General features: G+C 70.9%; 26 protein-coding genes and 2 riboswitches. Of the genes, 10 read left to right on the top strand and 16 right to left on the bottom strand.

Translation table 11 applies throughout. The features are described from left to right. Positions 1 to 7 precede the first annotated feature (7 nt). A complete protein-coding gene (gene cobW / locus HXX10_RS20030) occupies positions 8 to 1,039 on the bottom strand; it encodes a cobalamin biosynthesis protein CobW (protein WP_296524615.1) in 1,032 nt (343 codons plus the stop codon). Further along, on the bottom strand, positions 1,040 to 1,675 hold the full coding sequence (locus HXX10_RS20035) for a DUF1636 family protein (RefSeq protein WP_367142003.1): 636 nt from the start codon (positions 1,673 to 1,675) through the stop codon (positions 1,040 to 1,042). Positions 1,676 to 1,783: 108 nt separating this feature from the next. Further along, positions 1,784 to 1,997: riboswitch (cobalamin riboswitch) on the bottom strand. An 87-nt stretch (positions 1,998 to 2,084) separates the two neighbouring features. Here HXX10_RS20035 and cobO point away from each other — a divergent pair. Further along, entirely contained in the window at positions 2,085 to 2,696 is a 612-nt protein-coding gene (gene cobO / locus HXX10_RS20040; RefSeq protein ID WP_296524616.1) for a cob(I)yrinic acid a,c-diamide adenosyltransferase, read from the top strand. A gap of 147 nt (positions 2,697 to 2,843) precedes the next feature. Beyond that, on the top strand, positions 2,844 to 4,334 hold the full coding sequence (locus tag HXX10_RS20045) for a cobyric acid synthase (protein ID WP_296524617.1): 1,491 nt from the start codon (positions 2,844 to 2,846) through the stop codon (positions 4,332 to 4,334). Positions 4,335 to 4,353: 19 nt separating this feature from the next. Here the strand turns inward: HXX10_RS20045 and HXX10_RS20050 are convergent, their stop codons facing one another. Genes HXX10_RS20050 through HXX10_RS20065 form a run of 4 tightly spaced genes read right to left on the bottom strand, consistent with a single transcriptional unit; the run spans position 4,354 to position 6,887 of the window. Further along, positions 4,354 to 5,220: an energy-coupling factor ABC transporter ATP-binding protein gene (locus HXX10_RS20050; protein ID WP_296524618.1), complete on the bottom strand. Its 867-nt coding sequence runs from the start codon at positions 5,218 to 5,220 to the stop codon at positions 4,354 to 4,356. Beyond that, positions 5,214 to 5,945: a cobalt ECF transporter T component CbiQ gene (gene cbiQ / locus HXX10_RS20055; RefSeq protein ID WP_296524619.1), complete on the bottom strand. Its 732-nt coding sequence runs from the start codon at positions 5,943 to 5,945 to the stop codon at positions 5,214 to 5,216. The genes HXX10_RS20050 and cbiQ overlap by 7 nt, the downstream gene beginning before the upstream one ends. Then, positions 5,929 to 6,228 carry an energy-coupling factor ABC transporter substrate-binding protein gene (locus tag HXX10_RS20060; protein ID WP_296524620.1) on the bottom strand — a complete coding sequence of 100 codons (300 nt, stop codon included), beginning with the start codon at positions 6,226 to 6,228 and terminating at the stop codon, positions 5,929 to 5,931. The genes cbiQ and HXX10_RS20060 overlap by 17 nt, the downstream gene beginning before the upstream one ends. Then, positions 6,225 to 6,887: an energy-coupling factor ABC transporter permease gene (locus tag HXX10_RS20065; RefSeq protein ID WP_296524638.1), complete on the bottom strand. Its 663-nt coding sequence runs from the start codon at positions 6,885 to 6,887 to the stop codon at positions 6,225 to 6,227. The genes HXX10_RS20060 and HXX10_RS20065 overlap by 4 nt, the downstream gene beginning before the upstream one ends. Before the next feature lie 72 nt (positions 6,888 to 6,959). Further along, a riboswitch (cobalamin riboswitch) is annotated at positions 6,960 to 7,207 on the bottom strand. 244 nt (positions 7,208 to 7,451) lie between these two features. Between HXX10_RS20065 and cobD the strand changes: the two genes are divergently transcribed. Next, positions 7,452 to 8,495, top strand: coding sequence for a threonine-phosphate decarboxylase CobD (cobD, locus tag HXX10_RS20070; protein WP_296524621.1), 1,044 nt, complete (start codon positions 7,452 to 7,454; stop codon positions 8,493 to 8,495). Here the strand turns inward: cobD and tcuB are convergent. Beyond that, positions 8,466 to 9,590 (bottom strand): tricarballylate utilization 4Fe-4S protein TcuB, encoded by a 1,125-nt coding sequence (tcuB, locus tag HXX10_RS20075; RefSeq protein ID WP_296524622.1) that lies wholly within the window; start codon positions 9,588 to 9,590, stop codon positions 8,466 to 8,468. The two genes, cobD and tcuB, sit on opposite strands and share 30 nt — an antisense overlap. Next, positions 9,577 to 10,911 (bottom strand): FAD-dependent tricarballylate dehydrogenase TcuA, encoded by a 1,335-nt coding sequence (tcuA, locus tag HXX10_RS20080; protein ID WP_296524639.1) that lies wholly within the window; start codon positions 10,909 to 10,911, stop codon positions 9,577 to 9,579. The genes tcuB and tcuA overlap by 14 nt, the downstream gene beginning before the upstream one ends. Before the next feature lie 255 nt (positions 10,912 to 11,166). Here tcuA and HXX10_RS20085 point away from each other — a divergent pair, with 255 nt between their 5' ends. The 5 genes from HXX10_RS20085 (at position 11,167) to HXX10_RS20105 (ending at position 15,827) form a co-directional block, all read left to right on the top strand. Beyond that, a complete protein-coding gene (locus tag HXX10_RS20085) occupies positions 11,167 to 11,682 on the top strand; it encodes a bifunctional adenosylcobinamide kinase/adenosylcobinamide-phosphate guanylyltransferase (RefSeq protein ID WP_296524623.1) in 516 nt (171 codons plus the stop codon). A gap of 250 nt (positions 11,683 to 11,932) precedes the next feature. Continuing rightward, entirely contained in the window at positions 11,933 to 13,201 is a 1,269-nt protein-coding gene (gene cbiE / locus HXX10_RS20090; protein WP_296524624.1) for a precorrin-6y C5,15-methyltransferase (decarboxylating) subunit CbiE, read from the top strand. After that, positions 13,201 to 13,581 carry a cobalamin biosynthesis protein gene (locus HXX10_RS20095; protein ID WP_296524640.1) on the top strand — a complete coding sequence of 127 codons (381 nt, stop codon included), beginning with the start codon at positions 13,201 to 13,203 and terminating at the stop codon, positions 13,579 to 13,581. The genes cbiE and HXX10_RS20095 overlap by 1 nt, the downstream gene beginning before the upstream one ends. Continuing rightward, the gene (gene cobM / locus HXX10_RS20100; protein ID WP_296524625.1) at positions 13,578 to 14,339 is read left to right on the top strand and encodes a precorrin-4 C(11)-methyltransferase; all 762 of its coding nucleotides are present in this window, start codon (positions 13,578 to 13,580) and stop codon (positions 14,337 to 14,339) included. Before HXX10_RS20095 ends, cobM begins: the two co-directional genes overlap by 4 nt. A 159-nt stretch (positions 14,340 to 14,498) precedes the next feature. Then, on the top strand, positions 14,499 to 15,827 hold the full coding sequence (locus HXX10_RS20105; protein WP_296524626.1) for a cobyrinate a,c-diamide synthase: 1,329 nt from the start codon (positions 14,499 to 14,501) through the stop codon (positions 15,825 to 15,827). A gap of 171 nt (positions 15,828 to 15,998) precedes the next feature. Here the strand turns inward: HXX10_RS20105 and HXX10_RS20110 are convergent, their stop codons facing one another. The 6 genes from HXX10_RS20110 to HXX10_RS20135 form a co-directional block, all read right to left on the bottom strand. Next, the gene (locus HXX10_RS20110) at positions 15,999 to 16,691 is read right to left on the bottom strand and encodes an ABC transporter ATP-binding protein (protein ID WP_296524627.1); all 693 of its coding nucleotides are present in this window, start codon (positions 16,689 to 16,691) and stop codon (positions 15,999 to 16,001) included. A gap of 11 nt (positions 16,692 to 16,702) precedes the next feature. Further along, a complete protein-coding gene (locus HXX10_RS20115) occupies positions 16,703 to 17,836 on the bottom strand; it encodes an ABC transporter permease (RefSeq protein ID WP_296524628.1) in 1,134 nt (377 codons plus the stop codon). Continuing rightward, the gene (locus HXX10_RS20120) at positions 17,833 to 18,990 is read right to left on the bottom strand and encodes an efflux RND transporter periplasmic adaptor subunit (protein ID WP_296524629.1); all 1,158 of its coding nucleotides are present in this window, start codon (positions 18,988 to 18,990) and stop codon (positions 17,833 to 17,835) included. The genes HXX10_RS20115 and HXX10_RS20120 overlap by 4 nt, the downstream gene beginning before the upstream one ends. 14 nt (positions 18,991 to 19,004) lie before the next feature. Further along, on the bottom strand, positions 19,005 to 22,370 hold the full coding sequence (locus HXX10_RS20125) for an efflux RND transporter permease subunit (RefSeq protein ID WP_296524630.1): 3,366 nt from the start codon (positions 22,368 to 22,370) through the stop codon (positions 19,005 to 19,007). After that, positions 22,367 to 23,329 carry an efflux RND transporter periplasmic adaptor subunit gene (locus HXX10_RS20130; protein ID WP_296524631.1) on the bottom strand — a complete coding sequence of 321 codons (963 nt, stop codon included), beginning with the start codon at positions 23,327 to 23,329 and terminating at the stop codon, positions 22,367 to 22,369. The genes HXX10_RS20125 and HXX10_RS20130 overlap by 4 nt, the downstream gene beginning before the upstream one ends. A 125-nt stretch (positions 23,330 to 23,454) precedes the next feature. Next, positions 23,455 to 23,823: a metalloregulator ArsR/SmtB family transcription factor gene (locus HXX10_RS20135; RefSeq protein ID WP_296524632.1), complete on the bottom strand. Its 369-nt coding sequence runs from the start codon at positions 23,821 to 23,823 to the stop codon at positions 23,455 to 23,457. Between the two features lie 83 nt (positions 23,824 to 23,906). Here HXX10_RS20135 and HXX10_RS20140 point away from each other — a divergent pair, with 83 nt between their 5' ends. Further along, positions 23,907 to 24,110, top strand: coding sequence for a DUF2892 domain-containing protein (locus HXX10_RS20140; protein ID WP_296524633.1), 204 nt, complete (start codon positions 23,907 to 23,909; stop codon positions 24,108 to 24,110). Between the two features lie 177 nt (positions 24,111 to 24,287). Continuing rightward, entirely contained in the window at positions 24,288 to 24,635 is a 348-nt protein-coding gene (locus HXX10_RS20145) for a carboxymuconolactone decarboxylase family protein (RefSeq protein WP_296524634.1), read from the top strand. A 30-nt stretch (positions 24,636 to 24,665) separates the two neighbouring features. Here the strand turns inward: HXX10_RS20145 and HXX10_RS20150 are convergent, their stop codons facing one another. Next, the gene (locus HXX10_RS20150) at positions 24,666 to 25,262 is read right to left on the bottom strand and encodes a glutathione S-transferase family protein (protein ID WP_296524635.1); all 597 of its coding nucleotides are present in this window, start codon (positions 25,260 to 25,262) and stop codon (positions 24,666 to 24,668) included. Continuing rightward, a partial coding sequence (locus HXX10_RS20155) for a YbfB/YjiJ family MFS transporter (protein WP_296524636.1) occupies positions 25,259 to 26,035 on the bottom strand: 777 nt, incomplete at its 5' end. The genes HXX10_RS20150 and HXX10_RS20155, both read right to left, overlap by 4 nt.

Here is a 26,035-nt window from a genome sequence, read left to right on the forward strand (position 1 = left end):
GCCGCTCTCAGCCCTGCAGGGCCGCCGTCACGGCGGCGTGGTCGAAGCCCTTCTGGCCGATGACGACGAGGCGCGAGACGCGTTCCTCGCCGCCGCCCCAGGGCCGGTCGAACTGCACCCGCACGCGGCTGCCGACACCCTGCACCAGCAGCCGCATCGGCTTGCCCGGGATGGTGACGTAACCCTTGGCGCGCAGCACGCCGTGCCGGCGCGCGACCGCCTCGATCTTGGCCACCAGCTCGGCGGCGCTCCCGGGGTCCGGCAGCATCACGACGATCGTCTCGAAGTCGTCGTGGTCGTGGGCGTCGTGGTCCTCGTGGTGGGTTTTTCGCGCATCGAGGTCGGTCTCCGCCGCGGCGCCGAGCCCGAGCACGATGCGCGGATCGACCCGGCCTTCCCGTGCCTCGACGATCGGCACGCGGCGCGGCAGCTCGGCCTGCACGGTGTCGCGGGCCCGCGCCAGCCCGGCGGCGTCGACCAGGTCGGCCTTGTTGAGGATGACGATGTCGGCGCAGGCGACCTGATCCTCGAACACCTCGCCGAGCGGGGTGTCGTGGTCGATGCTCGAATCCGCCGCGCGCTGCGCCGCGATCGCCACCGGGTCGGGGGCGAAGCGGCCGTCCGCCACCGCCTCCGCGTCGGCGACCGCGATGACGCCGTCGACCGTGATGCGGGTGCGCAGATCCGGCCAGTCGAAGGCTTTCAGCAACGGCTTCGGCAGGGCCAGCCCGGAGGTCTCGATCAGGATGTGCTCGGGCGGCTCGGCCCGGGCCAGCAGCGCCGCGATGGTCGGCACGAACTCGTCGGCGACCGTGCAGCACAGGCAGCCATTGGTCAGCTCGACGATGGCGTCCTCCGGGCAGTTGTCGTCGGCGCAGCCTTTCAGGATCTCGCCGTCGATGCCGATGTCGCCGAACTCGTTGACCAGCACGGCGAGCCGGCGCCCCTGCGGGTTCTCGAGCAGATGGCGGACCAGGCTGGTCTTGCCGGCGCCAAGGAAGCCCGTGACGATGGTGACGGGGATTTTTTCGATCGACATTCAGGGCTCCTGGGCGGCGGGGGCAGTGGTCGGCTGTGCCCCTTTTTCACCTCCCCCTGGGTGTCGCGGCTTTGCCGCGACGGGGAGGTCGGCGGACGAAGTCCGCCGGGAGGGGGTGATCGGCGAAGCCGGTCTTTGTGGCTTCTCCCCACCCCGGTCGTCCGCTGCGCGGACGCCCGACCCTCCCCCTCCAGGGGAGGGTAAGGGTAAGGGTAAGGGCAGGGGCGGCACGCGGGCGACGGTGCCGCGGCGCAGCCGCTCGGGCCGCTCGCGCCAGGGGACCAGGCCGTCGGCCGTGGCGGCATAGCGGGCGGCGCCGAGGAGAATGTCGTCGGCGGCGTCGGGCGCGAGGTCGCCGTGCACATAAGTCCAGCGGCCGTCGCCCGCCAAGGCGATGCTGCAGGCGCGGTTGCAGTTTGACAGGCACTCGACCGGCACGATCCGGACCGACGGCGTGGCGCCGTCGCGGCGCTGCGCGTCGCAGAGCGCCTCGTGCAGCCGGCGGCCGGCGCGCGGCAGCGCCTCGTCGTCGCCGGCGTGCTTGCAGGTGATGCAGACGAACAGGGTCGCGGCACCGAGGGCGGCACCGGAGGGCGAAGGCGTCGATTCGTGCGGCATGGGCGGCTGAAGCTGCATGCAAGTCTCGTCGACGGACGGGCGACGCGGTGGTCACCCGAGACGTGCGGCGAGCGGACCTGCACTCCGTTCGGCCGACTATCGCCCCGGAGCACCCCGCCCGGAACGGCGTCACTAGCAGGCGACGGCAGGTCTCCTGGCTCGCGGGTCGTGGCTTGCACCGCCTTCCCAGGGAACGCCCCAGTGGCTTCGGTGCAGGCTCGCCGCTCACAGTTGCGGGGGCAGCTCCGGCCTCGCCTCGACCCGGGAAGACACCCGTGTCGTCGCGCCCGGCATTCCCTCTTGTCCCGAACGCCGGGACACCGTCGGCCCGGGATCTGTGCGGGGTTGCGGCCGGCCTGTCAATCCGGCGGTTGCCCAGACGGGCCGCGGTGTGGTCCTGTCGCCCCGCAAAAAAACCGAGGGTCCGATGACCGAGACCGACTCCCCCGATGCCGAGCGCCATCGTGCCAAGATGGAGAAGCGCAAGGCCGTGCAGGACGCCGAACTCGCGTCCAAGACGGTCGAGAAGGGGCTGCTGCTGGTCCACACCGGCACCGGCAAGGGCAAGTCGACGGCGGCGTTCGGGCTGGCGCTACGGGTGCTCGGGCACGGCGGGCGGGTCGGGGTCGTGCAGTTCATCAAGAGCCGGCCGACCGGCGAGAAGACCGCCCTGGAGGCGTTCGGCGACCGCGTCGTCTGGCACACGGCTGGCGAGGGCTTCACCTGGGTGACGCAGGACAAGGCGCGCGACATGGCCGCCTGCCGGGCCGCCTGGGACACCGCCCAGGCCCTGATGGACGACCCCTCCATCGGCCTGGTGATTCTCGACGAGCTGAACATCGCGCTGCGCTACGACTACCTGCCGCTCGACGAGGTGGTGGCGCGCCTGTCCGCGCGCCGGCCGGACCTGCATGTCGTCGTCACCGGCCGCAACGCCAAGCCGGCGCTGGTCGAAGCCGCCGACCTCGTCACCGACATGACCATGGTCAAGCACCACTTCAAAGCCGGCGTTAAAACCCAAGCCGGCATCGAGTATTGATGTGCGGGGTCGAGCGCTCCGACGCGTCATACGCGGGCTTGACCCGCGTATCCATCTTCGAAAAAGGCTCTGTCTTCGCAGCGTGATGGATCGCCGGGTCAAGCCCGGCGATGACCGGGAGAGGTGGGGCCATTGGGCGGGAATGCCATGCCGCGTGCGCTGATGTTCCAGGGGACCGGGTCGGACGTGGGAAAATCGCTGATCGTCGCCGGCCTGTGCCGGCTGCTGGCCAACCGCGGCGTCGCGGTGCGGCCATTCAAGCCGCAGAACATGTCGAACAACGCGGCCGTGACGGCGGACGGCGGCGAGATCGGCCGCGCCCAGGCCCTTCAGGCACGCGCCGCGCGGGTGGCGCCGTCCGTGCACATGAACCCGGTGCTGCTCAAGCCGCAGAGCGAGGTCGGCGCCCAGATCGTCGTCCAGGGCCGGGTGTTCGGCAACGCCCGGGCGAGGGACTATCAATCGCGAAAAGCCGCGCTGATACCGCACGTTCTGGAGAGCTTTTCGCGGATGCGCGCAGACGCCGAGATCGTGCTGGTGGAGGGAGCCGGCTCGGCCTCCGAGATCAATCTGCGGGCGAACGACATCGCCAATATGGGCTTCGCCCGCGCCGCCGGCGTGCCCGTGGTGCTGATCGGCGACATCGACCGCGGCGGCGTCATCGCCAGCCTGGTCGGTACCGCGGTGGTCGTCGATCCCGACGACGCCAAGCTGATATGCGGCTTTATCGTCAACAAGATGCGTGGCGATCCTAATCTGTTTTCAAACGGGATGGCTTTTGTTGCCGAGCGCACCGGCTGGGCGGCGCTCGGGCTGGTGCCGCATTTTCGCGATGCCCATCGCCTGCCGGCCGAGGACATTTTCGGGCTCGACGCGGGCCAGGTGCCGCCGTCGTCGGCCGAAGGGGCGCGGCTGCGTATCGCCGTGCCGGTGCTGCCCCACATCGCCAATTTCGACGACCTCGACCCGCTGCGGCTGGAGCCTTCCGTCGAGCTGATCCTGCTGCGCAACGGCGCGCCCCTGCCGGCCGATATCGATCTCGTCGTCCTGCCGGGCTCCAAGGCGACCATCGCGGACCTGGCGGCGCTGCGCGTCTTCGGCTGGGATGCCGACATCATCGCCCATGCGCGCCGCGGCGGCCGGGTCTTGGGCCTGTGCGGCGGCTACCAGATGCTCGGCCACGCGATCGCGGATCCGGATGGGGTCGAGGGCCCGCCCGGCACCGCGGCCGGACTCGGCCTGCTCGACGTCACCACCACGCTCGGCGGCGACAAGTCCCTGGTGGCAGTCATGGGCCGCACGGTCGCCGACGACGTGCCGCTGTCGGGCTACGAGATGCATATGGGCCGCACGGACGGCCCCGGCACCACCCGCCCGCTGGTACGGCTCGACGACCAGGAGGGCGGCCGCCACGATGGTGCCGTCTCGGCGGACGGCCGCGTCGCCGGCTCCTATGTGCACGGGTTTTTCGCCGACGATCGCCAGCGCGTCGCCTGGCTCGGCCGGCTCGGCGCCCCGCCGATCGAAGTGGGCGGCGGGCTCGCCTACGAGGTGCTGGTCGACGACACGCTCGACGCGCTGGCGGCGCATCTCGAAGCGCATGTCGATGTCGAGCGGCTGCTCGGGCTGGCGCGCTGACCAGGACGCCGCAGCGACCTTATTGGTCCGGGCTCGGCCGGGCTCGGCCACGCCAGCTCCGCTCGACGAGCGACAGCGCGGCCTCCCGGGTCTTCGGCAGCGGATCGGTTGCGCCGAGGTGCCCGGCCTCCCGTGCGGCGAGGCCGATCGTCAGGAGAAGCGGCGGTTCCAACCGGGCCGCTGCCATGGCCGAGGGGTCGCCGAGAACGTCCTCGGCGCAGCCCTGACGAAGCACCTTGCCGTCCGCGAACAGCGCGACGTCGTCGGCGAGCTGCCAGGCGAGGTCCACGTCGTGGGTCGCGAACACCAGTGTCGCGCCGGCGGCGTGCAGCTCCTGCAACGCCGCCAGGAGGCCGTCGATTCCATTTCGGTCGAGTCCCGACGTCGGCTCGTCGAGCAGCAGCACGTCCGGCCGCATGGCGACGGCCCCCGCGATCGCCACGCGTTTCTTCTGGCCGAACGAGAGCATGTGGGTCGGACGTTCCGCGAGATCGGAAATCCGCAACACCTGCAACGCGTCGGTAACGCGGCGGCGCACGTCCTGCTCGTCCAGGCCGAGATTGAGCGGTCCGAAGGACACGTCCTCCGCGACCGATGCAGCGAACAGTTGATCGTCGGCGTCCTGCAGGACCAGCCCGACACGGCGGCGCCACGCCGATAGATCGGCGCGCGCATATCCGGCTGGCCGTCCGTCGAGCAACACCCGTCCGCGCTGCGGCCGAAGCGTGCCGTTGAGGTGCAGGAGCAGCGTTGTCTTCCCGGCTCCGTTGGGCCCGAGGACGGCGAGGCGCCGCCCGCGTCTCACGATCAGATCGAGATCCGACAGGGCCGGAATTCCGCCCGGATAGGCGTAGGTCAGGGCTTCGGCTTCGAGCAGAGTCACCACGCCCACAGCCCCAGTCCGGCGACACCGGCTTCGATCGCGAGGACGAGCGTCAGAGCCGGCCAGGACACGGCGGTGCGGCGCGACAGCACTCGCATCTCGCCGTTCCACCCACGGGCCGCGAGACCGACCTCCAGGCGCCGCGCTCGGTCGAGCGAACGCGGCAGCAGATTGGCGATCAGCGCACCCAGCGCGCGCATCCGCCGCCTGGCACCGTCGTGGCCGAGCCGGGCGGCCTGGGCCGTGTCCATCGCCAGTGCGGTTCCGGCCAGGAGAAACAAGAAGCGATACATCAGCAGGGCGATCTCGGCGATCTCGCCGGGCAAGCCGAGACGTCGCGCGCCGGCGACGAGATCGGTCGCAGGTGTCGTGAGCGCCAGGAACAGCAGGGCGGTCAATCCGGCCAGCGAACGCGCTGCCGATCCACCCGCCGCCGTCATCCCGCCCGGCGCGAGGCCGATTCCGCCGGAATCCACTTGCAGCGCCAGCGACAGGGATCCCACCAGCAAGAATCCCAACGGCGCGGCTGCGCAGCCGAGCCAGATTCGCGGCGACACCCTCGCACCGAGAAGGGTTGCCGCCGTCATGACGAGGGCGATCACCGGCGCCACAGGAAACGGCGGAAACACCAGGGCGAGCGCCATCATGCCCAGGGCCAGGACGGATTTCTCGGTCAAGGACCGCGAGCGCCAGCGGTTCAGGTGGGCCGCTCTATCGATGGGAGACATCGTCGGTCGCGGATGATCGGCTCCGGCGGCCGATCACATAACCGAGCACGCCGGCGCCGAGCGCCGCCTGCAAGGCGAACAGCAGGCTCTGGATCTCGCCGCTCGGCGGTGTCCACAGCGGCTTGAACCACGGCTCGAAACCAGGTCGGGCTTCGGTGATCGTGCTCGCCGCTTGATCGTCCGTGCCCTTGAACTCGCCTTCGATGCCCGGAAGAAGCAGCGGGGCGGCGATGACGGCCGCCGCGATGCCGACCAGCAGCCACGAGGACCGTTTCGAGATCATCGCTTGGGCTCCCCGATCAGACCGCGCACCTCGCCGAGAACATCAGGGCTGGCCCTGAGGGCGTTGATCGTCACCACGGTCAGCAAGCCTTCGGCGATCGCCAAGGGGATTTGGGTCACGGCAAAGATACCGCCGAACTTGACGACGGCGCCGAGAAAGCCCGAGCTCGAGTCGGGATAGGCGAGCGCCAGCTGCACCGAGGTCGTGGCATAGGTCGACAGATCGCCGAGCATGGCAGCGCAAAACACGGCGATGCTGGACGCGACGCCGAGCTTCGTCGCCAGACGCCACACCGACCAGCTCACCCACGGCCCGACGACGGCCATCGAGAACACGTTGGCGCCGAGCGTCGTCAGGCCGCCATGGGCCAGCAGCAAAGCCTGAAACAGGAGGACGATCGTTCCGAGCACCGCCATCACGGCCGGTCCGAACAGGATCGCGCCGAGACCCGTCCCTGTCGGATGCGAGCACGAGCCGGTGACGCTCGGCATCTTCAGGGCCGACATGACGAACGTGAAGGCTCCCGCCGCCGCGAGCATCATCTTTGTCTCGGCCTGCTCCAGCAGGATGCGCCGTAGTCGCACCGCCCCGACGGCCACGAAAGGCGCAGAGACCGCGAACCAGCCGGCCGCGTGTCCGACCGGCAGATAGCCTTCCATGATGTGCACGCAACCCTCCCATCGATTGCGCGTGCGCCCGATCAGGCCCCGGAACACCCCGTCCGAGAACATCGCGCACGCAACCTCGATGGCAGGTCTCCTGACTCGCGGCTCACCGGCTCCAGCGCCACCTTCCCGGCCTTCGCGCAGTCCCGATCGGAGGGGGAGACTGCAGCCAGTGATCGAATCCCGCGCCGGAGCCTCACCGCTTACAGTTGCGGGGGCAGTTGCGGCTTGGGCACCCGGAAGCGCCGCACCGCATTCCCTTTTCACTTCGCACCGTCGTAACGGCTCGAAGAACCATCGATGCGACTTTAGGCGACCGGAGTGCCCCGACGCAAGCGTCCATGGTCCACGCCCGTTGCCAGCACCGGAACGCTGCGGCAAGGACGAGGAGCGACGGAGATGCCGGCCAGACAGATCGGCAGCGCTCGCCGGGCACCGCGTTACGGCGGATGGCCGATTGTACCAAACCGGGCGCCGGGCTAAGCCACGCTGGCCTCGACGGCCGTCGCGAGGACCAGGAAACCGGCACAGTCGGGCACATCGAGCATGGGTGGACCGATGCAGGCGAGGGAATCGGCGAGCCTGCGCGAGCACGGCGGGCGGGTCGACGAGGCCGAGCGGCTGTACCCGTCGGCCGAGACGCCGTGGATCGACCTGTCGACCGGGATCAACCCGCATGCTTATCCGGTGCCGCCCGTTCCGCCCGAGGCATACCAGCGCCTGCCGCTCGGGCGCGACATCGCCGCGCTTTCGGAGGCGGCTGCTGCGGCCTATGGGCGCCCGGCCGGCACGGCGCTGCTGCCGGTGCCCGGCAGCGAGATCGCCATCAGGCTGCTGCCGCTGCTGCAGGGCGGCCGGGCCCGCGTCGGCGTCGTCGGCCGCACCTATTCTTCGCACGCGGCCGCATGGCAAGAGGCGGGGGCCGAGGTGCGGCCCTTGTCGGCGCTGCCCGATCCGGCGGCCCGCGACCTCGACGTGGTCGTGCTGGTCAATCCCAACAATCCGGGCGGTGAGACGGTGGCCCGGCCCGATCTGCTGGCGTTTGCCGAACAGTGGGGCCAATCCGGGCGAAAGCTGATCGTCGACGAGGCCTTCGCGGACATCCGGCCGGACGTGTCGCTGCTCGCCGCGCCGGCGCTGCCGGACGGCGTCGTGGCGCTGCGCTCGCTCGGAAAATTCTTCGGCCTGGCCGGCCTGCGGGTCGGCTTCGTCGCTGTTAACGAGCGCGCCGCGGCGATCTGGCGGCGCCGGCTCGGCGACTGGCCGGTGTCCGGGCCGGCTTGCACGATCGCCACGGCGGCGCTGTCCGACAAAAGCTGGATCGCTGCCATGCGGGCGCGGCTCGCCGCCGAGCGGCGGCGGCTCGAGGCGGTGCTGTCGGCCGGCGGGCTTCTGCCGCGCGGCGGCACCGACCTGTTCGTCCTCGCCGAAGCGCCGGCCGGCCTCGATCTGGTCGACGGCTTCGCCCGCGCCGGAATCCTGATTCGCGGCTTCCCGCACACACCCAGCCGCGTCCGCTTCGGCCTGCCGGCCGACGAGGCGGCGTGGCGGCGGCTCGAGGCCGCCTGCGCCTCACTCGCCGCCGCTGCGGCGGGGCGGTGAGACGATGCGGTCGACGGCGGCGCGCAGCAGCGCCGCGGCCCGGTAGGGCGCGTGAACCATCTTGCTCGCCGGCAGGACCAGGAAGAAGCCGGTGACCAGGCCGAGATGCAGGGTCAGCGCCAGCCCCATCAGGGCCGTCTCGCGCAGCGCCAGCACGGCGAGCCCGCTCGCCGAGACGAGACCGAGCAGCACCAGGAACACGGTGTTGAGCCGGACCTCGGCCGCCGCCGACGGGGCCCGGTCGGCGCGCATTTCGACCGCGGCGAGGCCGCCGATGCCGGCGAGCATCAGCACGCCGCCGAGCATGCCGGACAGCACCGGCAGGCTGAGAACCGGGTAGGGCGCCGGCGTGCCCGTCGCGTGGTGCCAGACCGCGGCCGACAGGGTCGACAGCACGGTCAGCAAAAAGCCGGCGACCAGCCCGTGATGGCTGATGCGGCGCTCGCGCGAGAATTTCTCCCCCACATCGTTGCAGCCCGGCCCGCCGCCGCCGAGGTTCTTCAGCGAGACGATGTCGGAGAGCGCCGGCCGCAGCGCGGACCGCAGGGCTTTTCGCGGCATCTTTCGCGGCGCGATGGCGCGCCAGAAGGCCAGCGTCGAGGCGGTCAGCGCGCCGACCGCCCACAGGAACGACAGGCCGGCCGCCGCACTCATCACGCCCCACGGGACGACGCGATAGAAGGCGCCGTCGCCGCGATGGACCGCGAGCAGGGTCTCGGCCGGCACGCTCACCAGCACGGCCGCAAGCGCCAGCAGCGTGACGGCGCCGACCACCGCGGCGACCACCAGCGGGTTGCGGCCAAAGCTTTTCGCCAGCCAGCGCGGCCGGGCGAAGTCGGCAAACGACTGCTGGCGGGCGGCGGCGAGCGCCTGCGGCAGGTTGACGGCGAACGGATGCGGCGGCGCGTACTGGCAGGCGTACCAGCAGCCGCGGCAGTTGTGGCAGAGATTGGCGATGTGGCCGATGTCGGCGAGCGGAATGTGGCGCTTTCCGGCGATCGCCGGAAAGACGGCGCAGTAGCCGTCGCAATACATGCAGGCGCTGCAGAGCTGCAGCACCCGCGCCGCCTCCTCGGTCGCCTCAGTCGGCCGCATGGCGGGCCGCCTTCTCGCCGGCGATGCGTCCCGACACGGCCGCCAGCGTGACGCCGAGGCCGGCCAGATAGCCGCGACGCAACACATTGGCCGCCATGATGCTGCCTGCCGCATAGACGCGCGCAGCGGGGCTGCCGTCCCGCATCACCACCCGCATGGCGCCGTCGACCGCGATGCCGACATGCGTGAAGGTGACGCCGGGCAGCAGCGGCCAGGCAGCGAACGGCGTCACCCGGATCGGCCGCGTGGCGGGCTGACGCGCCAGCGCGGCCTCGTTGAACTCGCCAAGCGTCGCCTCGAGCGCCACCGGATCGATCCCGAGCCGTCTCGCCAACTCGGCCAGCGTCGGCGCCGTGACGGGCGGCAGCGCCGTCGGGGCGGTACGGCGCAAACCCTCCTGGTCGAGGATCAGATAGGCGATCTGGCCGGGGCAGGCGGCGATGCGCGGGCCCCACTGGGCATAGTGGGTGCGGCGGGTGTCGGCGCGCTCGTCGGCGAGGCGCCGGCCGGTGCGGTCGACCACGATGCCGTACGGAATGCCGGTGATGCGGGTGACGATGCCGCCGTCGACATGCGGTCCGCGGGCATCGACCGCGACCAGATGGCCGCGCCCGGTCTCGCCCATCGGGCTCGCGCCGGCATCATGCAGCAGCCGCAGGCCGCGCCCGGTGGCATAGGGCGTGCCGCGCACCACGATGCGCTCGGCCGCCTCGCCGAAATGCGCCCGCAGCGCCTCGGGGTCGGCCTGGTCGCCGCCGGTCGCCACCACCACGGTTTTGGCCGTCACGTGCTCGGTGGTGCCGTCCTGCGCGATTTCCGCCGCGCAGGCGTCCGGCCCGATTCTCAGGCCGACCAGCTCGCTGCCGTAGGACACCGTGACGCCCAGCGCCGCGGCGGTGGCGTAGAGCGCGTTGGTCATCGCCTTGCCGCCGCCGAGCAGAAACACGGTGCGGCGCGAATAGGGCAGCACGCCGCTGTCGAGCGGCTGCAGCCGGACGCCGTTGTCGGCCAGCCAGGGCGCGATTCCGGTCGAGGCGTGAATCAGCAGGCGGGCCAGCGCCTGGTCGGTGTCGCCCTCGGTGACGCGCAGGAGATCGGCCAGAAACTCGTCCTCGCCATAGGTGTCGGGCACCCAAGGCGCCGGGCCGTCATGGGCGATGCGGAAATTGCGGGCGTGGCGGGTGTTGCCCCCGCGAAACGCCCGGGGGGCGGCCTCGACGAGTCGCACCGAGGCCCCGGCGCGGCGCGCCGCGACGGCGGCGCACAGGCCCGCGGCAGCGCCGCCGGCGACCAGCACGTCGACCCCGGAGGCAGTCTCCATGGTCACGCTCATGCCTCGTCCCGCTCTCTCCGCTCATTCCCGCGGAAGCGGGAATCCAGCTCCTCGACGCCCCTGGGTCCCCGCTTTCGCGGGGACGAGCGGAGCGGGACGGGGTGGGACATGAAGGGCACTGCGCCGCCCTCTTAGGGAGGCGGGGACGGCCCTGTCAACGCGACCCGGCGGAGCTTGCGCCGCGGCAGCGTTCGTGCGCATGAACGCCGCCGTCGAAAGACGACCATGCGAGGACCGGATTTCTTGGGTGACCTGATCTTTCTCACCGGGCCGGTGCGCAGCGGCAAGAGCCGCCGTGCCGTCGACATCGCCACGGCCTGGGGCGACGGGGTGGCGTTCGTCGCCACCTATCGGTGCGACCCTGCCGACGCCGAGATGGCCGAGCGGGTGCGCCGCCACCAGGCCGAGCGCCCGGCCGGCTGGCGCACGCTGGAAGCGCCGGCGACGATTTCTGCCGCGCTCGCGGCCCTCGACCCGCCGCCCTCCGGAGTCGTCATCGACAGCCTGGTGCTGTGGCTCGCCGACCGCTTCGACCGCGACGAGGCCGTGCTGGACGACTGGAGCCGCGAGCTCGCGCTGCTTCGCGCGGCGCCGTGGCCCGTGGTGGTGATCGGCGACGAGATCGGCTGGAGCCCGGTGCCGATCGAGCCGGCGCTGCGGCGGTTTCGCGATCTCGCCGGCTTTCTGGGCCAGCGCACCGCCGCCGCCGCCACCGAGGCTTGGCTGATGGTGGCCGGCTGCCAGGTGCGGTTGAAGTGAGGCGTGATCCGGGTGATCAGGTCGGATCCAGAAACTGACGTCAGCGCTCGGGGCTGCCCCCCACCCCCGACCCCTCCCCGCCGCTACGCGGGGGGAGGGGAGCCGAAGCGCCTCTTCTCCTCTCCCCCCGCTCGCGAAGCGAGTGGCGGGGAGGGGTCGGGGGTGGGGGGCAGCAGCCGAAATGATCAGCCGGAACGCGTATGAGCCGCTATCGGGCGGAGCATCCGCCGATTCTGCTATGGTCCCGCCCATGACGAGCCTCGACACGCTTTCCACCAACGCTGAAGCCGACGCGCCGTCGCCCGCGCCGCCGACGCGCTGGCTGGCCTTGGTCGGTATCGGCGAGGATGGTGCTGCCGGTCTGTCGCCGGCCGCCCGCACGCTGGTCGAATCCGCCGCCCTGGTGGTCGGTGGGGCCCGGCATCTGGCGCTCGCCGGCGATCTCGTGCGTGGCAAGAAGCTCGCCTGGCCGAGCCCGATGACGGCGGCCTATCCGGAGATCGCGGCGCGGCGCGGCACGCCCGTCGTGGTGCTGGCGAGCGGCGACCCGTTCCACTACGGCGTCGGCCGCCAGCTCGCCGAGATCGTGCCGCCCGACGAGATGCTGTGCCTTCCGCAGCCTTCGAGCTTCAGCCTGGCGGCATCGCGGCTCGCCTGGTCGCTGCCCGACCTGACGCCGGTGACGCTGCACGGCCGTGCCCTGGAGGGCATCGTCCGCCATCTCCAGCCGGGTGCAAAGATCCTGGCGCTGTCGTGGGACGCGACGACGCCGGCCAAGCTCGCCGCGTTTTTGATGGCGCGCGGCATGGGAGCGAGCCGGATTTTTGTGCTCGAGGCGCTGGGCGGGCCGCGCGAGCGGGTGCGTTCGGCGGGTGCAGACAGCTTCGCTCTCGACGACATCGATCCGCTGAACCTGATCGGCCTCGAGGTCGTCGCGGCGGCGGACGCCACCGTGGTGCCGCTCGCGCCGGGGCTCGACGACAGTCTGTTCGAGCACGACGGCCAGCTCACCAAGCGCGAGATCCGCGCCGTCACGCTGTCGGCTCTGGCGCCGCGCCAGGGCGAGCTTCTGTGGGACGTCGGGCTCGGCGCCGGGTCGGTAGCGATCGAATGGCTGCTGCGGCATCCGGCGATGCGCGCCATCGGCATCGAGGAGCGGCCCGAGCGCGCCGCCCGGGCCGCCCGCAACGCCGCCGCGCTCGGCACGCCGGATCTGCGGATCGTCGAGGGGCGGGCGCCCGAAGCGCTGAAAGGTCTGCCGGCGCCCGACGCCGTGTTCGTCGGCGGCGGCTTTTCGGACGACGGCGTGTTCGACGCCGTATGGGCGGCGCTGAAGCCGGGCGGGCGGCTGGTCGTCAACGCCGTGGCGCTGGAGACCGAGGCGCGGCTGATCGCGTTGCACGCCCGCCACGGCGGCGAGCTCCTGCGCCTGCAGGTGTCGCGCGCCGAGCCGGTCGGCACCATGTTCGGCTGGCGCGCCGCCATGCCGGTCACCCAGTGGCGGGTGAGGACGCCGTGATGGTCGCCGGCGTGGGTTTTCGACGCGACGCCTCGGCGGCGGAGATTCTTGCCGCGGTCCGGCTGGCGCTCGATGTCGCCGGCGTCGCGGACAAAACGCTCGATGCGCTCGCGACCGCCGCCTTCAAGGCCGAGGAGGTGGGGGCGCACGAGGCCGCAGCGCATTTGAAAATTCCGCTGATCGTCTGTGCTCCTCCGGAGATGGAACGCGTCGCGGACAAGACTTTCACCCGTTCCGCACGAGTGCAGGCCGCGGTCGGCGTGCCCTCGGTCGCCGAGGCCGCGGCGCTCGCGGCCGCCGGACCGGGTTCAAAACTTCTCGGCGCACGCGTCGCCACGAAAACCGCGACCTGCGCCATCGCCATCGGAGCAGGACCGTGACGGTGCATTTCATCGGGGCCGGGCCGGGCGCGCCCGATCTGATCACGGTGCGGGGCCGCGATCTACTGGGCCGCTGCCCGGTCTGCCTCTATGCCGGCTCGCTGGTGCCGGCCGCGCTCCTGGAACACTGTCCGGTCGGCGCCCGCATCGTCGACACGGCGCCGATGTCGCTCGACGAGATCGCGGCCGAATTTGTGAAAGCAACAGCGGCCGGGCACGACGTCGCGCGTCTGCATTCCGGCGATCTGTCGATCTGGAGTGCGCTCGGCGAGCAGCTTCGCCGGCTGGACGAGCTGAAAATCCCCTACACCGTGACGCCCGGCGTGCCGGCCTTCGCGGCGGCGGCGGCTGCGCTCGGGCGCGAGCTGACGCTGCCCGAGGTGGCGCAGTCCGTGGTGCTCACCCGCACCTCGGGCCGCGCCTCGGCGATGCCGGAGAGCGAAAGCCTCGCGGCCTTCGCGGCGACGCGGGCGACGCTCGCCATCCATCTCTCGATTCATGTGCTGGACAAGCTGGTCGACGAGCTGACGCCGTTCTACGGCGCCGATTGCCCGGTCGCCATCGTCTACCGGGCGAGCTGGCCGGAGGAGCGCATTGTTCGCGGGACGCTCGCCACCATCGCGGCGCTCGCCGCCGAAAATCCGATGGAGCGCACCGCCCTGGTGCTGGTCGGTGCCGCGCTGGGCGCCCGCGATTTTCGCGAGAGCGCGCTCTACGACGCCGGCTATCAGCGCCGGTTCCGCGGACGCGAGGAATGATGTCGAGGCGCAGACACTCCGACTCGTCATGGCCGCGCTCGTCGCGGCCATCCACGTCTTGGACGCGTGTCGGCAGAAAGTCCGTGGATGGCCGGGACAAGCCCGGCCATGACCAAGGACGTTGGTTGGCGCAAGGGCGGTTAATGTGAGCATGGTTGGATGAGCCCGCCCGGCCTGGTGATCGCCGCACCGCGCTCGGGCGGAGGCAAGACCACGGTGGCGCTCGGGCTGATGCGGGCGCTTCGCCGGCGCGGGCACGTCGTGCAGCCGTTCAAGTGCGGCCCCGACTACATCGATCCGGCCTGGCATGCGGCGGCGACGGGGTGCGAAAGCTTCAATCTCGACACCTGGGCGATGCGCGACGCGCTGTTGCGCGCGCTGGTGACGGAGGCTGTCGCGGGGGCCGACATCGCGCTCGTCGAGGGCGTCATGGGCCTGTTCGACGGCGTCGCCCGGCCGGGGCAGGCGGGGCGGGGGGCCAGCGCCGACATCGCCGCGCTCACCGGCTGGCCGGTCGTGCTGGTGCTCGACGTCTCCGGCCAGACCGAGACGGCGGCGGCGGTGGCGCTCGGCTGCGCCCGCTATCGTGCCGACGTCACGGTCGCCGGCGTGATCCTCAACAAGGTCGCCAGCGGCCGCCATCTGGCGCTGACGGCGCCGGCGGTGGAAAAGCTCGGCATCCCGGTGCTCGGCGCGGTGTTTCGCGACGACCGCCTGGCGTTGCCGGAGCGGCATCTCGGGCTGGTGCAGGCGGTGGAACGGGCCGACCTCGACGCCCATCTCGATCGCATCGCCGACGCGGTCGCGGCGCGCGTCGATCTCGACGCCGTGTTTCGCGCAGCGCGGCCGGGGGTGGCGACCGCGGCGGAGCCCCGTGATGTTCCGCGCCTGCCGCCGCCGGGGCAGCGCATCGCGCTCGCCCGCGACGCCGCCTTCTCGTTCATGTACCCGCACCTGCTGCAGGCATGGCGCCGCGCCGGTGCCGAAATCTTTCCGTTCTCGCCGCTCGCCGACGAGGCGCCCGATCCGGCCGCCGACGCGGTCTGGCTGCCGGGCGGCTATCCCGAGCTGCATGCCGGGACGCTGGCGTCGGCCGAGACGTTCAAGGCGGGGCTTCGCGCAGTAGCGGCGTTCGGAGTGCCGGTGCACGGCGAGTGCGGGGGCTTCATGGCGATCGGGGCAGGTCTCGTCGATGCCGACGGCGTCCGCCATGCGATGGCCGGGCTCTTGGGGCTCGAGACCACCTTCGCCAAGCGAAAGCTGCATCTCGGCTACCGGCGGGCGCGTCTGCGCAGCGCCTGCGTGCTGGGTGATGCCGGAGCCGCGTTGTTCGGCCACGAGTTCCACTACGCCGTGACGCTCGCCTGTCCGGACGATCCGCTCGCCGACTGTGTCGATGCGACCGGTGCCCCCGTGCCGGAAAGCGGCGCCCGGCGGGGCAACGTGACCGGCACGTTCTTCCACGTCATCGACCGCGGCGCGGCGTGACCTCTACGACGCAAACGAACGCGATCCGGGTTCAACTGGTGGTCATTCCGGGACGGCGCGGAGCGCCGGACCCGGAATCCAGCCACGTCCTCGGAGCATGTCGTTGGATTCCGGGTTCGCACCTTCGGTGCGCCCCGGAATGACCGGAGAATGCGGTCCGACCCACTCGACTCACACCAGCAGCCCGTCGCGGATCTCCAGCACGCGGTCGAAGCGGTCAGCGATCTTGTCGTCGTGCGTCACCACGATGATGGCGGCCTGCTGATCGACGGCGACGCGGCGCAGCAGATCCATCACCACCTGGCCGCGCTGCGAGTCGAGGGCGGCGGTCGGCTCGTCGGCCAGGATGATGCGCGGCCGGTTGGCGAGCGCCCGGGCGATGGCGACGCGCTGCGCCTCGCCGCCGGAGAGCTGCGACGGGAAGGCGTTGCGGCGATGGCCGACGTCGAGATAATCGAGGAGCTCGACGGCGCGCCGCTTCGCCGCGCCGGCCGACTGGCCGGCGAGCCGCAGCACCAGCGCGACATTGTCGGTCGATGTCAGGAACGGCAGCAGATTGTGAAACTGGAAGATGAAGCCGATGTTTTCGAGCCGCAGCCGGCGCAGATCCGAGCGCAGCCAGCGCCCGCCCGCATAGATCGGCTCGCCGCTCAGTCGCAGCTCGCCCTCGGAGGGCGCCAGGATGCAGCCGACGATGTTGAGCACCGTCGTCTTGCCGGAGCCGCTGGGGCCGCGCAGGCCCACGACCTCGCCGGCCGAGACGTCGAACGACACGCCGCGCAGCGCGTCGACGCGCGCCGTGCCCTCGCCGTAGTGCTTGCGCACGTCGACGAAGGCGATGAGGGGAGCCGCGGTCTCGGTCATGCCAAGACTCCTCACCCGGCCAGCGCGGTGGCCGGATCGACCTTCAGGGCGAGCCGGACCCCGAGGCTCGAGGCGACGATGCACACCACGATCACCACGGCAGCGAGCGCCGCGACGTCGGGAGCCTCGATCACCACGCGCCGCGGAAAGCCGTCCTTGATGGTCAGGATGAAGGTGATGCCGAAGGCGAAGCCGATCGCCCCCATGGCCAGCGCCTGCTGCATGATCAGGCCGACGATGATGCGGTCGGGCGCGCCGATCAGCTTCAGGGTGGCGATCTCCCGCGTCTTGTCGATGGTCAGCGTGTAGATGATCAGCGCGATGATGACGGTCGAGACGATCAGCAAGAGCGACGTGAACAGCCCGATCTGCCGCCGCGCCCGCTCGATCACGGAGCGGCTGAGCACCATTTCCTGATCCTCCTGGGTGAGGACGGCGAGATGCTTCCAGCGGCGCACGCCGTCGGCGACGCTCGCCACCGGCACGTCCGGGCTCACCCGCGCCACGATGGCGTTGACGATGTCGTTCACCGCCTCGTTGCCGCCGCGGGCGATCTCGCGCCGCGCCGCCGGCGGGGCGAGGTCGAACTGCAGTTTCTGAGAGTCGCGCAGCGTGATGAAAACAGCCGGGTCGCCGCCCGACGAGACCTGGCCGGCCGTCAGCCCGACCACCAAAAACTCGCGTCGGCCGAGCCGCAGCCGCTGGCCGAGCGACAGGCCGGCCGAGCGGTCGGCCACCACCTCGTAGCGGCTCTGGGCGATCGGGCGACCCTCGACGATCCGGGTCGGTCCGCCCGGCCGGCCGGGCTCGTAGCCCATCACGTAGAGGCGGAGCTTGCCGGCGGCCGTCTCGGTCTCGACCGACTGGAACGTCAGCGCGCCGGCCTCGGTGACGCCGGCGACGCGGGCGACCGCCTCGCGGGTGTCGCCGGGGAGCCGCGAGGCCTCGGCGAACGGTCCGCGCGTGTTGGTCTCGACGATCCACAGGTCGACGCCGGGCGCGCGCGCGATGGTCAGCGCCTCGGCGATCAGGCCGCGATAGATGCCGAGCATCGACATGACGATGGCGAGCAGCAGGCTCAGCCCCACGCAGGTGAGCAGGAAGCGGCCGAGATTGTGCCGGATGTCGCGCAGCGCGAGGTTCATCCGCGCGGTCCTTCCATGCTCACGGCGCGGCCCTCGCGAAAGCCGGGGTCGACGACGGTGGGCACCAGCGCACCGTCGGGCAGGCCGGAGCGCAGCTCGACGCGGCCGTCGCTGTTGCGATAGCCGAACCGAACCGGCAGGCGGGCGAGCCGGCCGTCGCGGACGATCCAGATCAGGCCGGTGGCACCGTCGAAACGTTCGATGATCTTTTCGGGGATCATCAGGGCGCGCGGCAGCCGCGCCTTGGTCACGAAGACCTCGGCCTGCTCGCCGAGATGAAAGTCTTTCGGGCAGTCCGTGCAGGTGACGTAGACGCGCCGTTCCTCGTTGACGCGGTCGCTCTCGATGCCGACCCGGGCGACGGTGCCGCGATAGGCATTCTGCGGCAGCGAGCGCAGCTTCACCTCGGCCGGCTGGCCGACCGCGATGTCGCCGGCGCGCGCCTCGTCCACATAGGCGAGGATCCAGACGGTTTCGGGCGCCGCCAGGGTGAACAGTGCCTCGCCGGCCGACACCACGGCGCCGAGCTCCTTGGCCCGCGACACCACCAGCGCATCGAACGGCGCCTTCAGCTCGTGCTGGCCCAGCACCGCCGTATCGGAGTCGAGCTGGGCGCGGGCATCGTCGAGCTTGGCGCGGGCCGACAGGATCTCGCTCTGCACCACCAAGAGGTCGGCGCCGGCGATCGCCTCGTTGGCCTGTGATTCCTCGGCCGCTTCCTGCGACACCGACTGGCGCTCGAGCAGGGACTGGCGGCGCCGGTTGGTCTGCACGCGCTGCCGGTGCAGCGCCTCGGATTTTCGGGCGGCCGCCTCCGCCACCTGGATGGCGGCCTCGGCGATCGCCACCTGGGCGCGCGCCTTGGCGACGCGGGCCTGCTGCTCGCTCGCATCGATGGTGGCGAGAAGCCGGCCGGCCGGGACGAGGTCACCGTGGTCGGCGCGCAGATCCGTCAGGGTACCGGCGACCTTGAAGCCGGTCTTGCTCAGCACCCGCGCCTCGACCGTGCCGAGCCCGAACACCTTTATGGGCAAATCGGTCTCGGGCTGCAGCACCGCCACCGTGAGAGGCGCGTTGCGCATCCAATAGACGCCCCCGCCCAGGACGGCGGCGGCACCCGCGACAATGGCGAGGAGGAGGGCGATGCGACGCATGTGAAATCTCCTCGTCAGGCGGCGGGGGCGACGACGCCGTCGGCGTCGCGAAGGACCACGTAGATGGCCGGGATCACCAGCACGGTGAGCAGCGTGGAGGAGGCGAGGCCGAACAGAAGCGAGATCGCGAGCCCCTGAAAGATTGGATCGAGCAGGATGGTCGAGGCGCCGATCATGGCGGCGAGCGCGGTGAGCAGGATCGGCTTGAAGCGCACCGCGCCGGCTTCCAGCAACACCTCCCGCAAGGTCTTACCATGTCCGGCACCGTGGCGGATGAAGTCGACCAGCAGAATCGAGTTGCGCACGATGATGCCGGCGAGCGCGATGAAGCCGATCATCGAGGTGGCCGTGAAGGCGGCGCCCAGGAGCCAGTGGCCGATCACGATGCCGATCAGCGTCAGCGGTATCGGGGTGAGAATCACGAGCGGCAGCCGGAAGCTGCCGAACTGGACGACCACCAGAATGTAGATGCCGACCAGCGCGGCGCCGAAGGCCGCGCCCATGTCGCGGAACGTCACATAGGTGATCTCCCACTCGCCGTCCCACAACAGCGACGGGCGGCTTTCGTCCTTGGGCTGGCCGTGCAGGAGCACGGCCGGTTTAGGCAGGCTGCCCCAGTCGTGCGCGTCGATCGCCTTCGCCACGTCCAGCATGCCGTAGATCGGCGCCTCGAACTGGCCAGCGAGCTCGGCCGTCACCATGTCGGCGAAGCGGCCGTCGCGGCGGAACACCAGCGGCGAGCCGGACTCCTCGGTCACCCGCACCACGTCGCCGAGCTCGACCCAGGCCTTGTTGCCCGGCACGGCGTTGGCGGGAATCGGGGTCGCCGCCAGCGTCTCCGACCAGGTGAGCCGGGTCTTCGGCAGCCGCACCGCGATCTCGATCGGGTTCCTGTCCTCGCCGCGATGCGAGTAGCCGACCGTGGTGCCCCCCAGGAGCGCCTGCAGGGCGTCGTAGACGTCGCCCTGCTCGACGCCGAAGAACTCCAGCCGGTCCTGGTCGAGCGCGATGCGCAGGCGCGGCCGCGGCGCGCCGATCGAGTCGTCGATGTCGACCACATAGGGAACTTTCGCGAACAGGCGCTTCAGCTCGGCGACGACGGCCCGGCGGGTGGCGGAGTCGGGACCGTAGACCTCGGCCAGCAGCGTCGCCAGCACGGGCGGGCCGGGCGGCACCTCGACGACCTTGACGATGGCGCCGGGTGGCAGGGCCAGGCCTTTCAGGCGCGCGCGAAGGTCGAGTGCGATGGTGTGGCTCGCCCGCTTGCGGTCGTGACGCGGGGCGAGGTTGAGCTGCAGCTCGCCCAGCTCGGGGAACTCGCGCACATAGGAGTGCCGCACCAGGCCGTTGAAGTTGAACGGCGCCGGCGTGCCCGCATAGGCCTGCAGGTCGTGCACCTCCGGAATCGTCCGGGCGATCTCGGCGGCGGCGAACAGCGTGCGTTCGGTGTCCTCCAGGCTGGCGCCTTCGGCCAGATCCACGGTCACGGCCAGCTCCGACTTGTCGTCGAACGGCAGCAGCTTCACGGTCACGCTGCGGGTGGCGAACAGGCCGCACACCGCGACGGTGGCAAGCCCGACGCCGCCGAGGAACAGCCAGGCATTGCGGCGGTTCTTCACCACCGGAGCCGCGAAGCGGCGGTAGAGTCGGCCGAGGCGTCCGCCGTCATGGCCATGCGGAGCGGCCGGCTCGGTATGCTCCTCCCGCTCGTCCCCGCGAACGCGGGGACCCAGATCTTGGCCCTGGACTTCTTGGCCCTGGGTTCCCGCTTGCGCGGGAACGAGCGGAGTTTTTTGCGACGGCGCCAGCTTCAGCATCAGCCAGGGCGCCACCACGACGGCGACGAAGAACGAGAACAGCATGGCGGCCGAGGCGTTGATCGGGATCGGCGCCATGTAGGGGCCCATCAGGCCCGAGACGAACAGCATCGGCAGCAGCGCGGCGACGACCGTGAGGGTGGCGACCACGGTCGGATTGCCGACCTCGGCCACCGCCTCGATGGCGCCCTGCCGGCGCGGGCGGCCGTCGGCCATGCCCCAGTGGCGGGCGATGTTCTCCACCATCACGATGGCGTCGTCGACCAGGATGCCGATCGCGAAGATGAGGGCGAACAGGCTGACCCGGTTGATGGTGTAGCCCATCAGATTGGCGGCGAAGAGGGTCAGCAGGATGGTGGTCGGAATCACGACCAGCGTCACCAGCGCCTCGCGCCAGCCGATGGCGAGCGCGATCAGCACGACGATCGACAGCGTCGCGAGGCCGAGATGGAAAAAGAGCTCGTCGGCCTTCTGGCTCGCCGTGTCGCCGTAGTCACGCGTCACCGTGACGGTGACGTCGTCGGGGATCAGCTTTCCGCGGGCGATGTCGAGCCGCTGCAAAAGCTCGGCCGAGACCGTCACGGCATTGGCGCCGGCCCGCTTGGCGAAGGCGACGCTGACGGCGGGCGTGCGGATCCAGCCGCGCTCCGCCGCGCCCTCGTGCGACACGGTCGGATCGGGCACGTCCATCCACACCCGCTGCTCGCGCGGGCTCGGGCCGATGACGATCGAGGCGAGATCGCGCACATAGACGGGCCGGTTGTCGCGCGTCGTCACCAGCAGCAGGCCTATGTCGGGCACGCCGCCGAGCGTCTGCCCGGCCGCGACGGTGCGGACCACGCCGTTGTCGCGCACGGAGCCGGCCAGGAACGAGCGGTTGGCGTTCTTCACCTTGCCGACGAGCTGCGCCAGCGTGACGCCGTAGAGCGCCAGCTTCTCCGGATCGGGCTCGACCCTTATCTGCTGCGGGTTGCCGCCGGCCATGTAGGTGAGGCCGACATTGTCGACCTTGACCAGCTCGGCCCGCAGCTTGTCGGCGAGCTCGTAGAGATCCTTGTCGGTCCAGCGGTCGGCCGCCGCCGGCTTGGGCGCCAGAGTCAGCACCAGGATGGCGACGTCGTTGATGCCGCGGCCGACGATCAGCGGCTCGGGGATGCCGGCCGGGATGCGATCGAAATTGGCGCGGATCTTCTCGTGCACCCGCAGGATGGCGTCCTCGGACTTGGTGCCGACCAGAAAGCGCGCCGTCACCATCACCCGGTCGTCCTGGGTTTGGCTGTAGACGTGCTCGACCCCGTCGATGCTCTTGACGATGGTCTCCAGCGGCTTGGTCACCAGCTCGACCGCATCGGGCGCTTTCAAGCCGTCGGCATTGATGCGGATGTCGACCATCGGCACGCTGATCTGCGGCTCCTCCTCGCGCGGGATCGTCACCAGAGCCAGCAGGCCGGCGACCAGCGCGGCGAGCAGGAACAAGGGCGTCAGCGGCGAACCGATGCTCGCTTGGGTCAGCCGACCGGACAGCCCGAGCTTTACGGGGCCGCGCTTCTCGGGTTCGGTCACTGCGTCACCAGGCGGTCGCCGGGGACGAGGCCCGAAAGAATCTCGATCGCGTCGGGCTGGTCGGGTCGCTGCAGGGCCCGGCCGCGCTGCACCGGCACGTCGATGGTGCTGCCGTCGCGCGCGAGCCGCACATAGTCGATGCCGAACCGCGTTAAGACGAAGCCGGCCGGCACCGCGATGGCGCTGCGCTCGCCGGCCGACACCCAGACGCGGATGCGCTCGCCGACGAAATAGTCGCCCAGCCCAGAGACGGTGGCGTCGGCGACCACGCGGCCGTCCTCGATCTGCGGATAGATCAGCCGCACGGTGCCGAACAGCGCCTCGCCGCGGCCGAGGCTCTCGCCGTCGATCCGCACCGGGTCGCCGACCTTGAGAAAACGCGCATGGCGTTCCGGAACGCGCAGGCGAAGCACAAAATTCGCCTCGGCGATCTGGGCGATCGTCTCGCCGGCCATCGTCACCGTGCCGGGCGTCACCGGCACCTTCAGGACGCGGCCGGCCGTCGGCGCCAGCACGGTGCCTTCGGCGAGCTGCTGCTCGATCACGGCGCGCTCGGCCGTGCGGGCCTTCAGGGCGTTGTCGGCGACGTTGAAGGCGGTGCGCACCTCGTCGAGCCGCGAGCGCGCGACCGTGCCCTTGTCGAACAGGTTCTGGGTGCGCTCGAGATCGATCGTCGCCTGCGCCATCTGGGCCTGCAGCCCGGCCATCTGGGCGTCGAGCGAGCGCGTCTGCAGCATCAGCTTGTCGTCGCCGATGGTGGCGATCGACTGCCCTTGCGTCACCTCGTCGCCGTATTTCACCGCGAGCCGCACCACCGTGCCGCCGATGCGGGCGCGCGCCGGCACCACATTGGCGCTCTCCACCGTGGCGAACACCGCCTTCTCGTCGCGCACCGGTGCCGCCGCAACCGTGAAGGTGTCGGCGACAGCAGGAGAGGCGAGCAGTGCCAGCGTCGACAATGCGAGCAGCGCGCCGACAAGACTCCGCTCGTCCCCGCGTGAGCGGGGACCCAGAGTTGCTTGGCCCCTGGATCCCCGCTTTCGCCGGGATGAGCGCAGTGAACGGGGCTCGCCCGCATGTTTCGTCATCGGGAAGTCCTTTTCTCGGCGCGGACGGGTCTGCGCATTTCGGTGTCGGTCGGGCAGGCGGGCGCGGGCGTGCAATAGATGCGGTGCAGGGCGGTCAGGAGCTCGCGGGCCTCCGGGCTGGCGATCGCGTACCAGATGGTCTGTCCGTCGCGCCGTGCCGTCACCAGACCGTCCTTGCGCAGCAGCGTGAGGTGCTGGGACACGTTGGCGATGCGCATGCCGAGCGTCTCGGCGAGCTCGCCGACCGAGCGCTCGTGCTCGATCATGGCGCACACCATCATCAGGCGGTGCGGGCTCGCCAGCGCCCGCAAGAGCGTGCAGGCGGCGCCGGCCGCGAACAAGGGATCGCTCGTCTTCTGTTTCATAGTTGCGAATATATGCAAAAGACGATATGAAGGCAACAGGCGATCGCGACCCGCGGCGCCGGCCCAGTTCGGGAGCTCACCGTATGACCATCGACCGCGCCGTTCTGGCTGTCGCCGGAGCCATGGTTCTCGTCAGCGCCGCGCTGGCGGCCTTCGTCAGCCTCTGGTGGCTGCTGCTCACCGCTTTTGTGGGGGCCAACATGCTGCAGGCGGCCTTCTCCGGGTTTTGTCCGGCCGCTATCGTTCTGCGCAAAGTGGGCATCAAGCCGGGCTGTGCGTTCGACTGAGTGCCGCCACGAAGTCCGACTCGTCGTGCCCGCGCTCGTCGCGGGCATTCCCGTCTTCAGTCCCGTCTCGGAAGCAAGGGTGTGGATGGCCGCGACAAGCCAGGCCATGACCAGCGAGAGCGACCGACGCCGCCCAATATCGATCTGAACTCGTAGAGAAAAATCAGGAGAGCAACCGTGAAGACCAACTGGCCCGAGATGATGAAGGACCTGGGCGTCAGCCTGAAGGACCTGCGCGCCGGCGCGCCCGACGTCATGAAGGGTTTTTCGGCGATGGCCCAGGCGGCGCTTGCCCCCAAGGCGCTCGACACCAAGACCAAGGAGCTGATCTCGCTCGCCATCGCGGTCGCGATCCGCTGCGACGACTGCATCGCCTTTCACACCAAGGCGGCGATCGAGCAGGGCGCCACCAGGGACGAGGTGATGGAGACGCTCGGCATGGCCGTTTACATGGGCGCCGGCCCCAGCGTGATGTACGCCGCGCACGTCGCCGAGGCCTACGGCCAGCTCGCGCCGAAGGCTTGAAGCCCGGACCTGTCGCCGAATTTGTTTTGCTTACGCCCGCGTCGCCACCATGGAGGCGCGGGCGTTGACGTCGTCCAGCCAGGCGGCCAGATCGGCGCGCGCGGCGCGCCACGCCACTTCGGGCAGGCGAAAGTCCAGATAGGCGAGCGCGCAGGCGAGCGTGATGTCGCCGAGGTCGAAGCTTCCGCCCGGCGTCCGGACCGTGGCCACGGTGCGCGTGATCGCACTGCCGAGCCGGTCGATCCAGCCGCTCCAATGCACCTCGACCGGGCGGCGGCGCTCCACCACGGTGCCGAAGCTCGCGTCGATCAGCCCCTGCGCCAGTCCGATCCGCGCAGCGAGATCGAGCCGCGCCCCGTCCGCCGGCCGTGCGACGCCGGCGACGCGCAACAGATGCTCGCAGATCGCGGTGCTCTCGGTGAGCGTGATGCCGTCCGTCACCAAGGCCGGTACCTTGGCGAGCGGCGTCGCCTCCAAGAGTTCCGGCGGATCGCGCCACGGATCGACGGCCACCAGCGTCAGCCGGTCGACGAGGCCGAGTTCGTGCGCGAGCACGAGCACCTTGCGGGCATAAGGCGAGGGGGCGTTGTAGAAGAGCTTCATGGCGACCTGCCGGGCGGGGATCATGATTCACGGAGCGGCTGCCGGGTCGCGGCGAACGCGGTCAGCCGGTCGAGCACGAAGGCGACGGCGAACATCGCCGTGCCGAAGCCGAACAGAAGTCGGTGATCGCCGGTGTGGGCGAACATCGCCGAGAGCAGCCAGGCGCCGGCCGCCTGGCCGAGCGAGAACACCACGGTGGCGCGGCTCCAGGCGGTCTGCTGACAGACCGGGTCGTGGAAGATTTCGCGCAGGCGCCCGAGCACCAGCGGCGCCGAGCCCGGCACATAGGCCCCGACCACGATGCTGGTGAAGGCGAGCGCCAGCGGGCCGGTCGAGACGAGCAGCACGCCGACGGCGACGATCTGCAGGGCGAGCGCCGTGCCGAGCGCGGCGCGAAAGCCGATCCGGTCGGCGAGCGCCCCGAAGATCGCCGGACCGACGGTGGCGGAGGCGCCGAACGCCACCCACCAGCCGGCACCCGCGGCAATGCCGGCGTCGAGTCCGCGGGCGATGAAGTCGACCAGGAACACCATGTGGGGCACCAGGCCGGCGGCGATCACGCCGTAGACGACGATCAGCACCGTCGCCGTCACGGGCCACGGCCGCGATGCCGACTCGGCCTTGGCTTCGGGCGGCGCCGGGGCGTCGGCTGGCCAGCCGCGCCAGGTGGCGATCGTGGTCGCGGCGGCGAGCAGGCCGAGCGCCGCCCAGGTCTGGCTCAGGCCGAGCCGGAGCAACAGCGGCACCAGCACGCCGGAGGCGGCGATGCCGAGCCCGACGCCGGCGAAGACGAGGCC

The organism is Rhodoplanes sp. (assembly GCF_013377085.1).
GTDB lineage: Bacteria > Pseudomonadota > Alphaproteobacteria > Rhizobiales > Xanthobacteraceae > Rhodoplanes.

Excerpts from the sequence above, each read along its gene's own strand:
- cobW (WP_296524615.1), bottom strand. The coding sequence starts at position 1,039 with ATGTCGATCGAAAAAATCCCCGTCACCATCGTCACGGGCTTCCTTGGC.
- HXX10_RS20035 (WP_367142003.1), bottom strand. The coding sequence starts at position 1,675 with ATGCAGCTTCAGCCGCCCATGCCGCACGAATCGACGCCTTCGCCCTCC.
- cobO (WP_296524616.1), top strand. The coding sequence starts at position 2,085 with ATGACCGAGACCGACTCCCCCGATGCCGAGCGCCATCGTGCCAAGATG.
- HXX10_RS20045 (WP_296524617.1), top strand. The coding sequence starts at position 2,844 with ATGCCGCGTGCGCTGATGTTCCAGGGGACCGGGTCGGACGTGGGAAAA.
- cbiQ (WP_296524619.1), bottom strand. The coding sequence starts at position 5,945 with ATGTCTCCCATCGATAGAGCGGCCCACCTGAACCGCTGGCGCTCGCGG.
- HXX10_RS20060 (WP_296524620.1), bottom strand. The coding sequence starts at position 6,228 with ATGATCTCGAAACGGTCCTCGTGGCTGCTGGTCGGCATCGCGGCGGCC.
- HXX10_RS20065 (WP_296524638.1), bottom strand. The coding sequence starts at position 6,887 with ATGGAAGGCTATCTGCCGGTCGGACACGCGGCCGGCTGGTTCGCGGTC.
- cobD (WP_296524621.1), top strand. The coding sequence starts at position 7,452 with ATGCAGGCGAGGGAATCGGCGAGCCTGCGCGAGCACGGCGGGCGGGTC.
- tcuB (WP_296524622.1), bottom strand. The coding sequence starts at position 9,590 with ATGCGGCCGACTGAGGCGACCGAGGAGGCGGCGCGGGTGCTGCAGCTC.
- tcuA (WP_296524639.1), bottom strand. The coding sequence starts at position 10,911 with ATGGAGACTGCCTCCGGGGTCGACGTGCTGGTCGCCGGCGGCGCTGCC.
- cbiE (WP_296524624.1), top strand. The coding sequence starts at position 11,933 with ATGACGAGCCTCGACACGCTTTCCACCAACGCTGAAGCCGACGCGCCG.
- HXX10_RS20095 (WP_296524640.1), top strand. The coding sequence starts at position 13,201 with ATGGTCGCCGGCGTGGGTTTTCGACGCGACGCCTCGGCGGCGGAGATT.
- HXX10_RS20105 (WP_296524626.1), top strand. The coding sequence starts at position 14,499 with ATGAGCCCGCCCGGCCTGGTGATCGCCGCACCGCGCTCGGGCGGAGGC.
- HXX10_RS20110 (WP_296524627.1), bottom strand. The coding sequence starts at position 16,691 with ATGACCGAGACCGCGGCTCCCCTCATCGCCTTCGTCGACGTGCGCAAG.
- HXX10_RS20115 (WP_296524628.1), bottom strand. The coding sequence starts at position 17,836 with ATGAACCTCGCGCTGCGCGACATCCGGCACAATCTCGGCCGCTTCCTG.
- HXX10_RS20120 (WP_296524629.1), bottom strand. The coding sequence starts at position 18,990 with ATGCGTCGCATCGCCCTCCTCCTCGCCATTGTCGCGGGTGCCGCCGCC.
- HXX10_RS20135 (WP_296524632.1), bottom strand. The coding sequence starts at position 23,823 with ATGAAACAGAAGACGAGCGATCCCTTGTTCGCGGCCGGCGCCGCCTGC.
- HXX10_RS20140 (WP_296524633.1), top strand. The coding sequence starts at position 23,907 with ATGACCATCGACCGCGCCGTTCTGGCTGTCGCCGGAGCCATGGTTCTC.
- HXX10_RS20150 (WP_296524635.1), bottom strand. The coding sequence starts at position 25,262 with ATGATCCCCGCCCGGCAGGTCGCCATGAAGCTCTTCTACAACGCCCCC.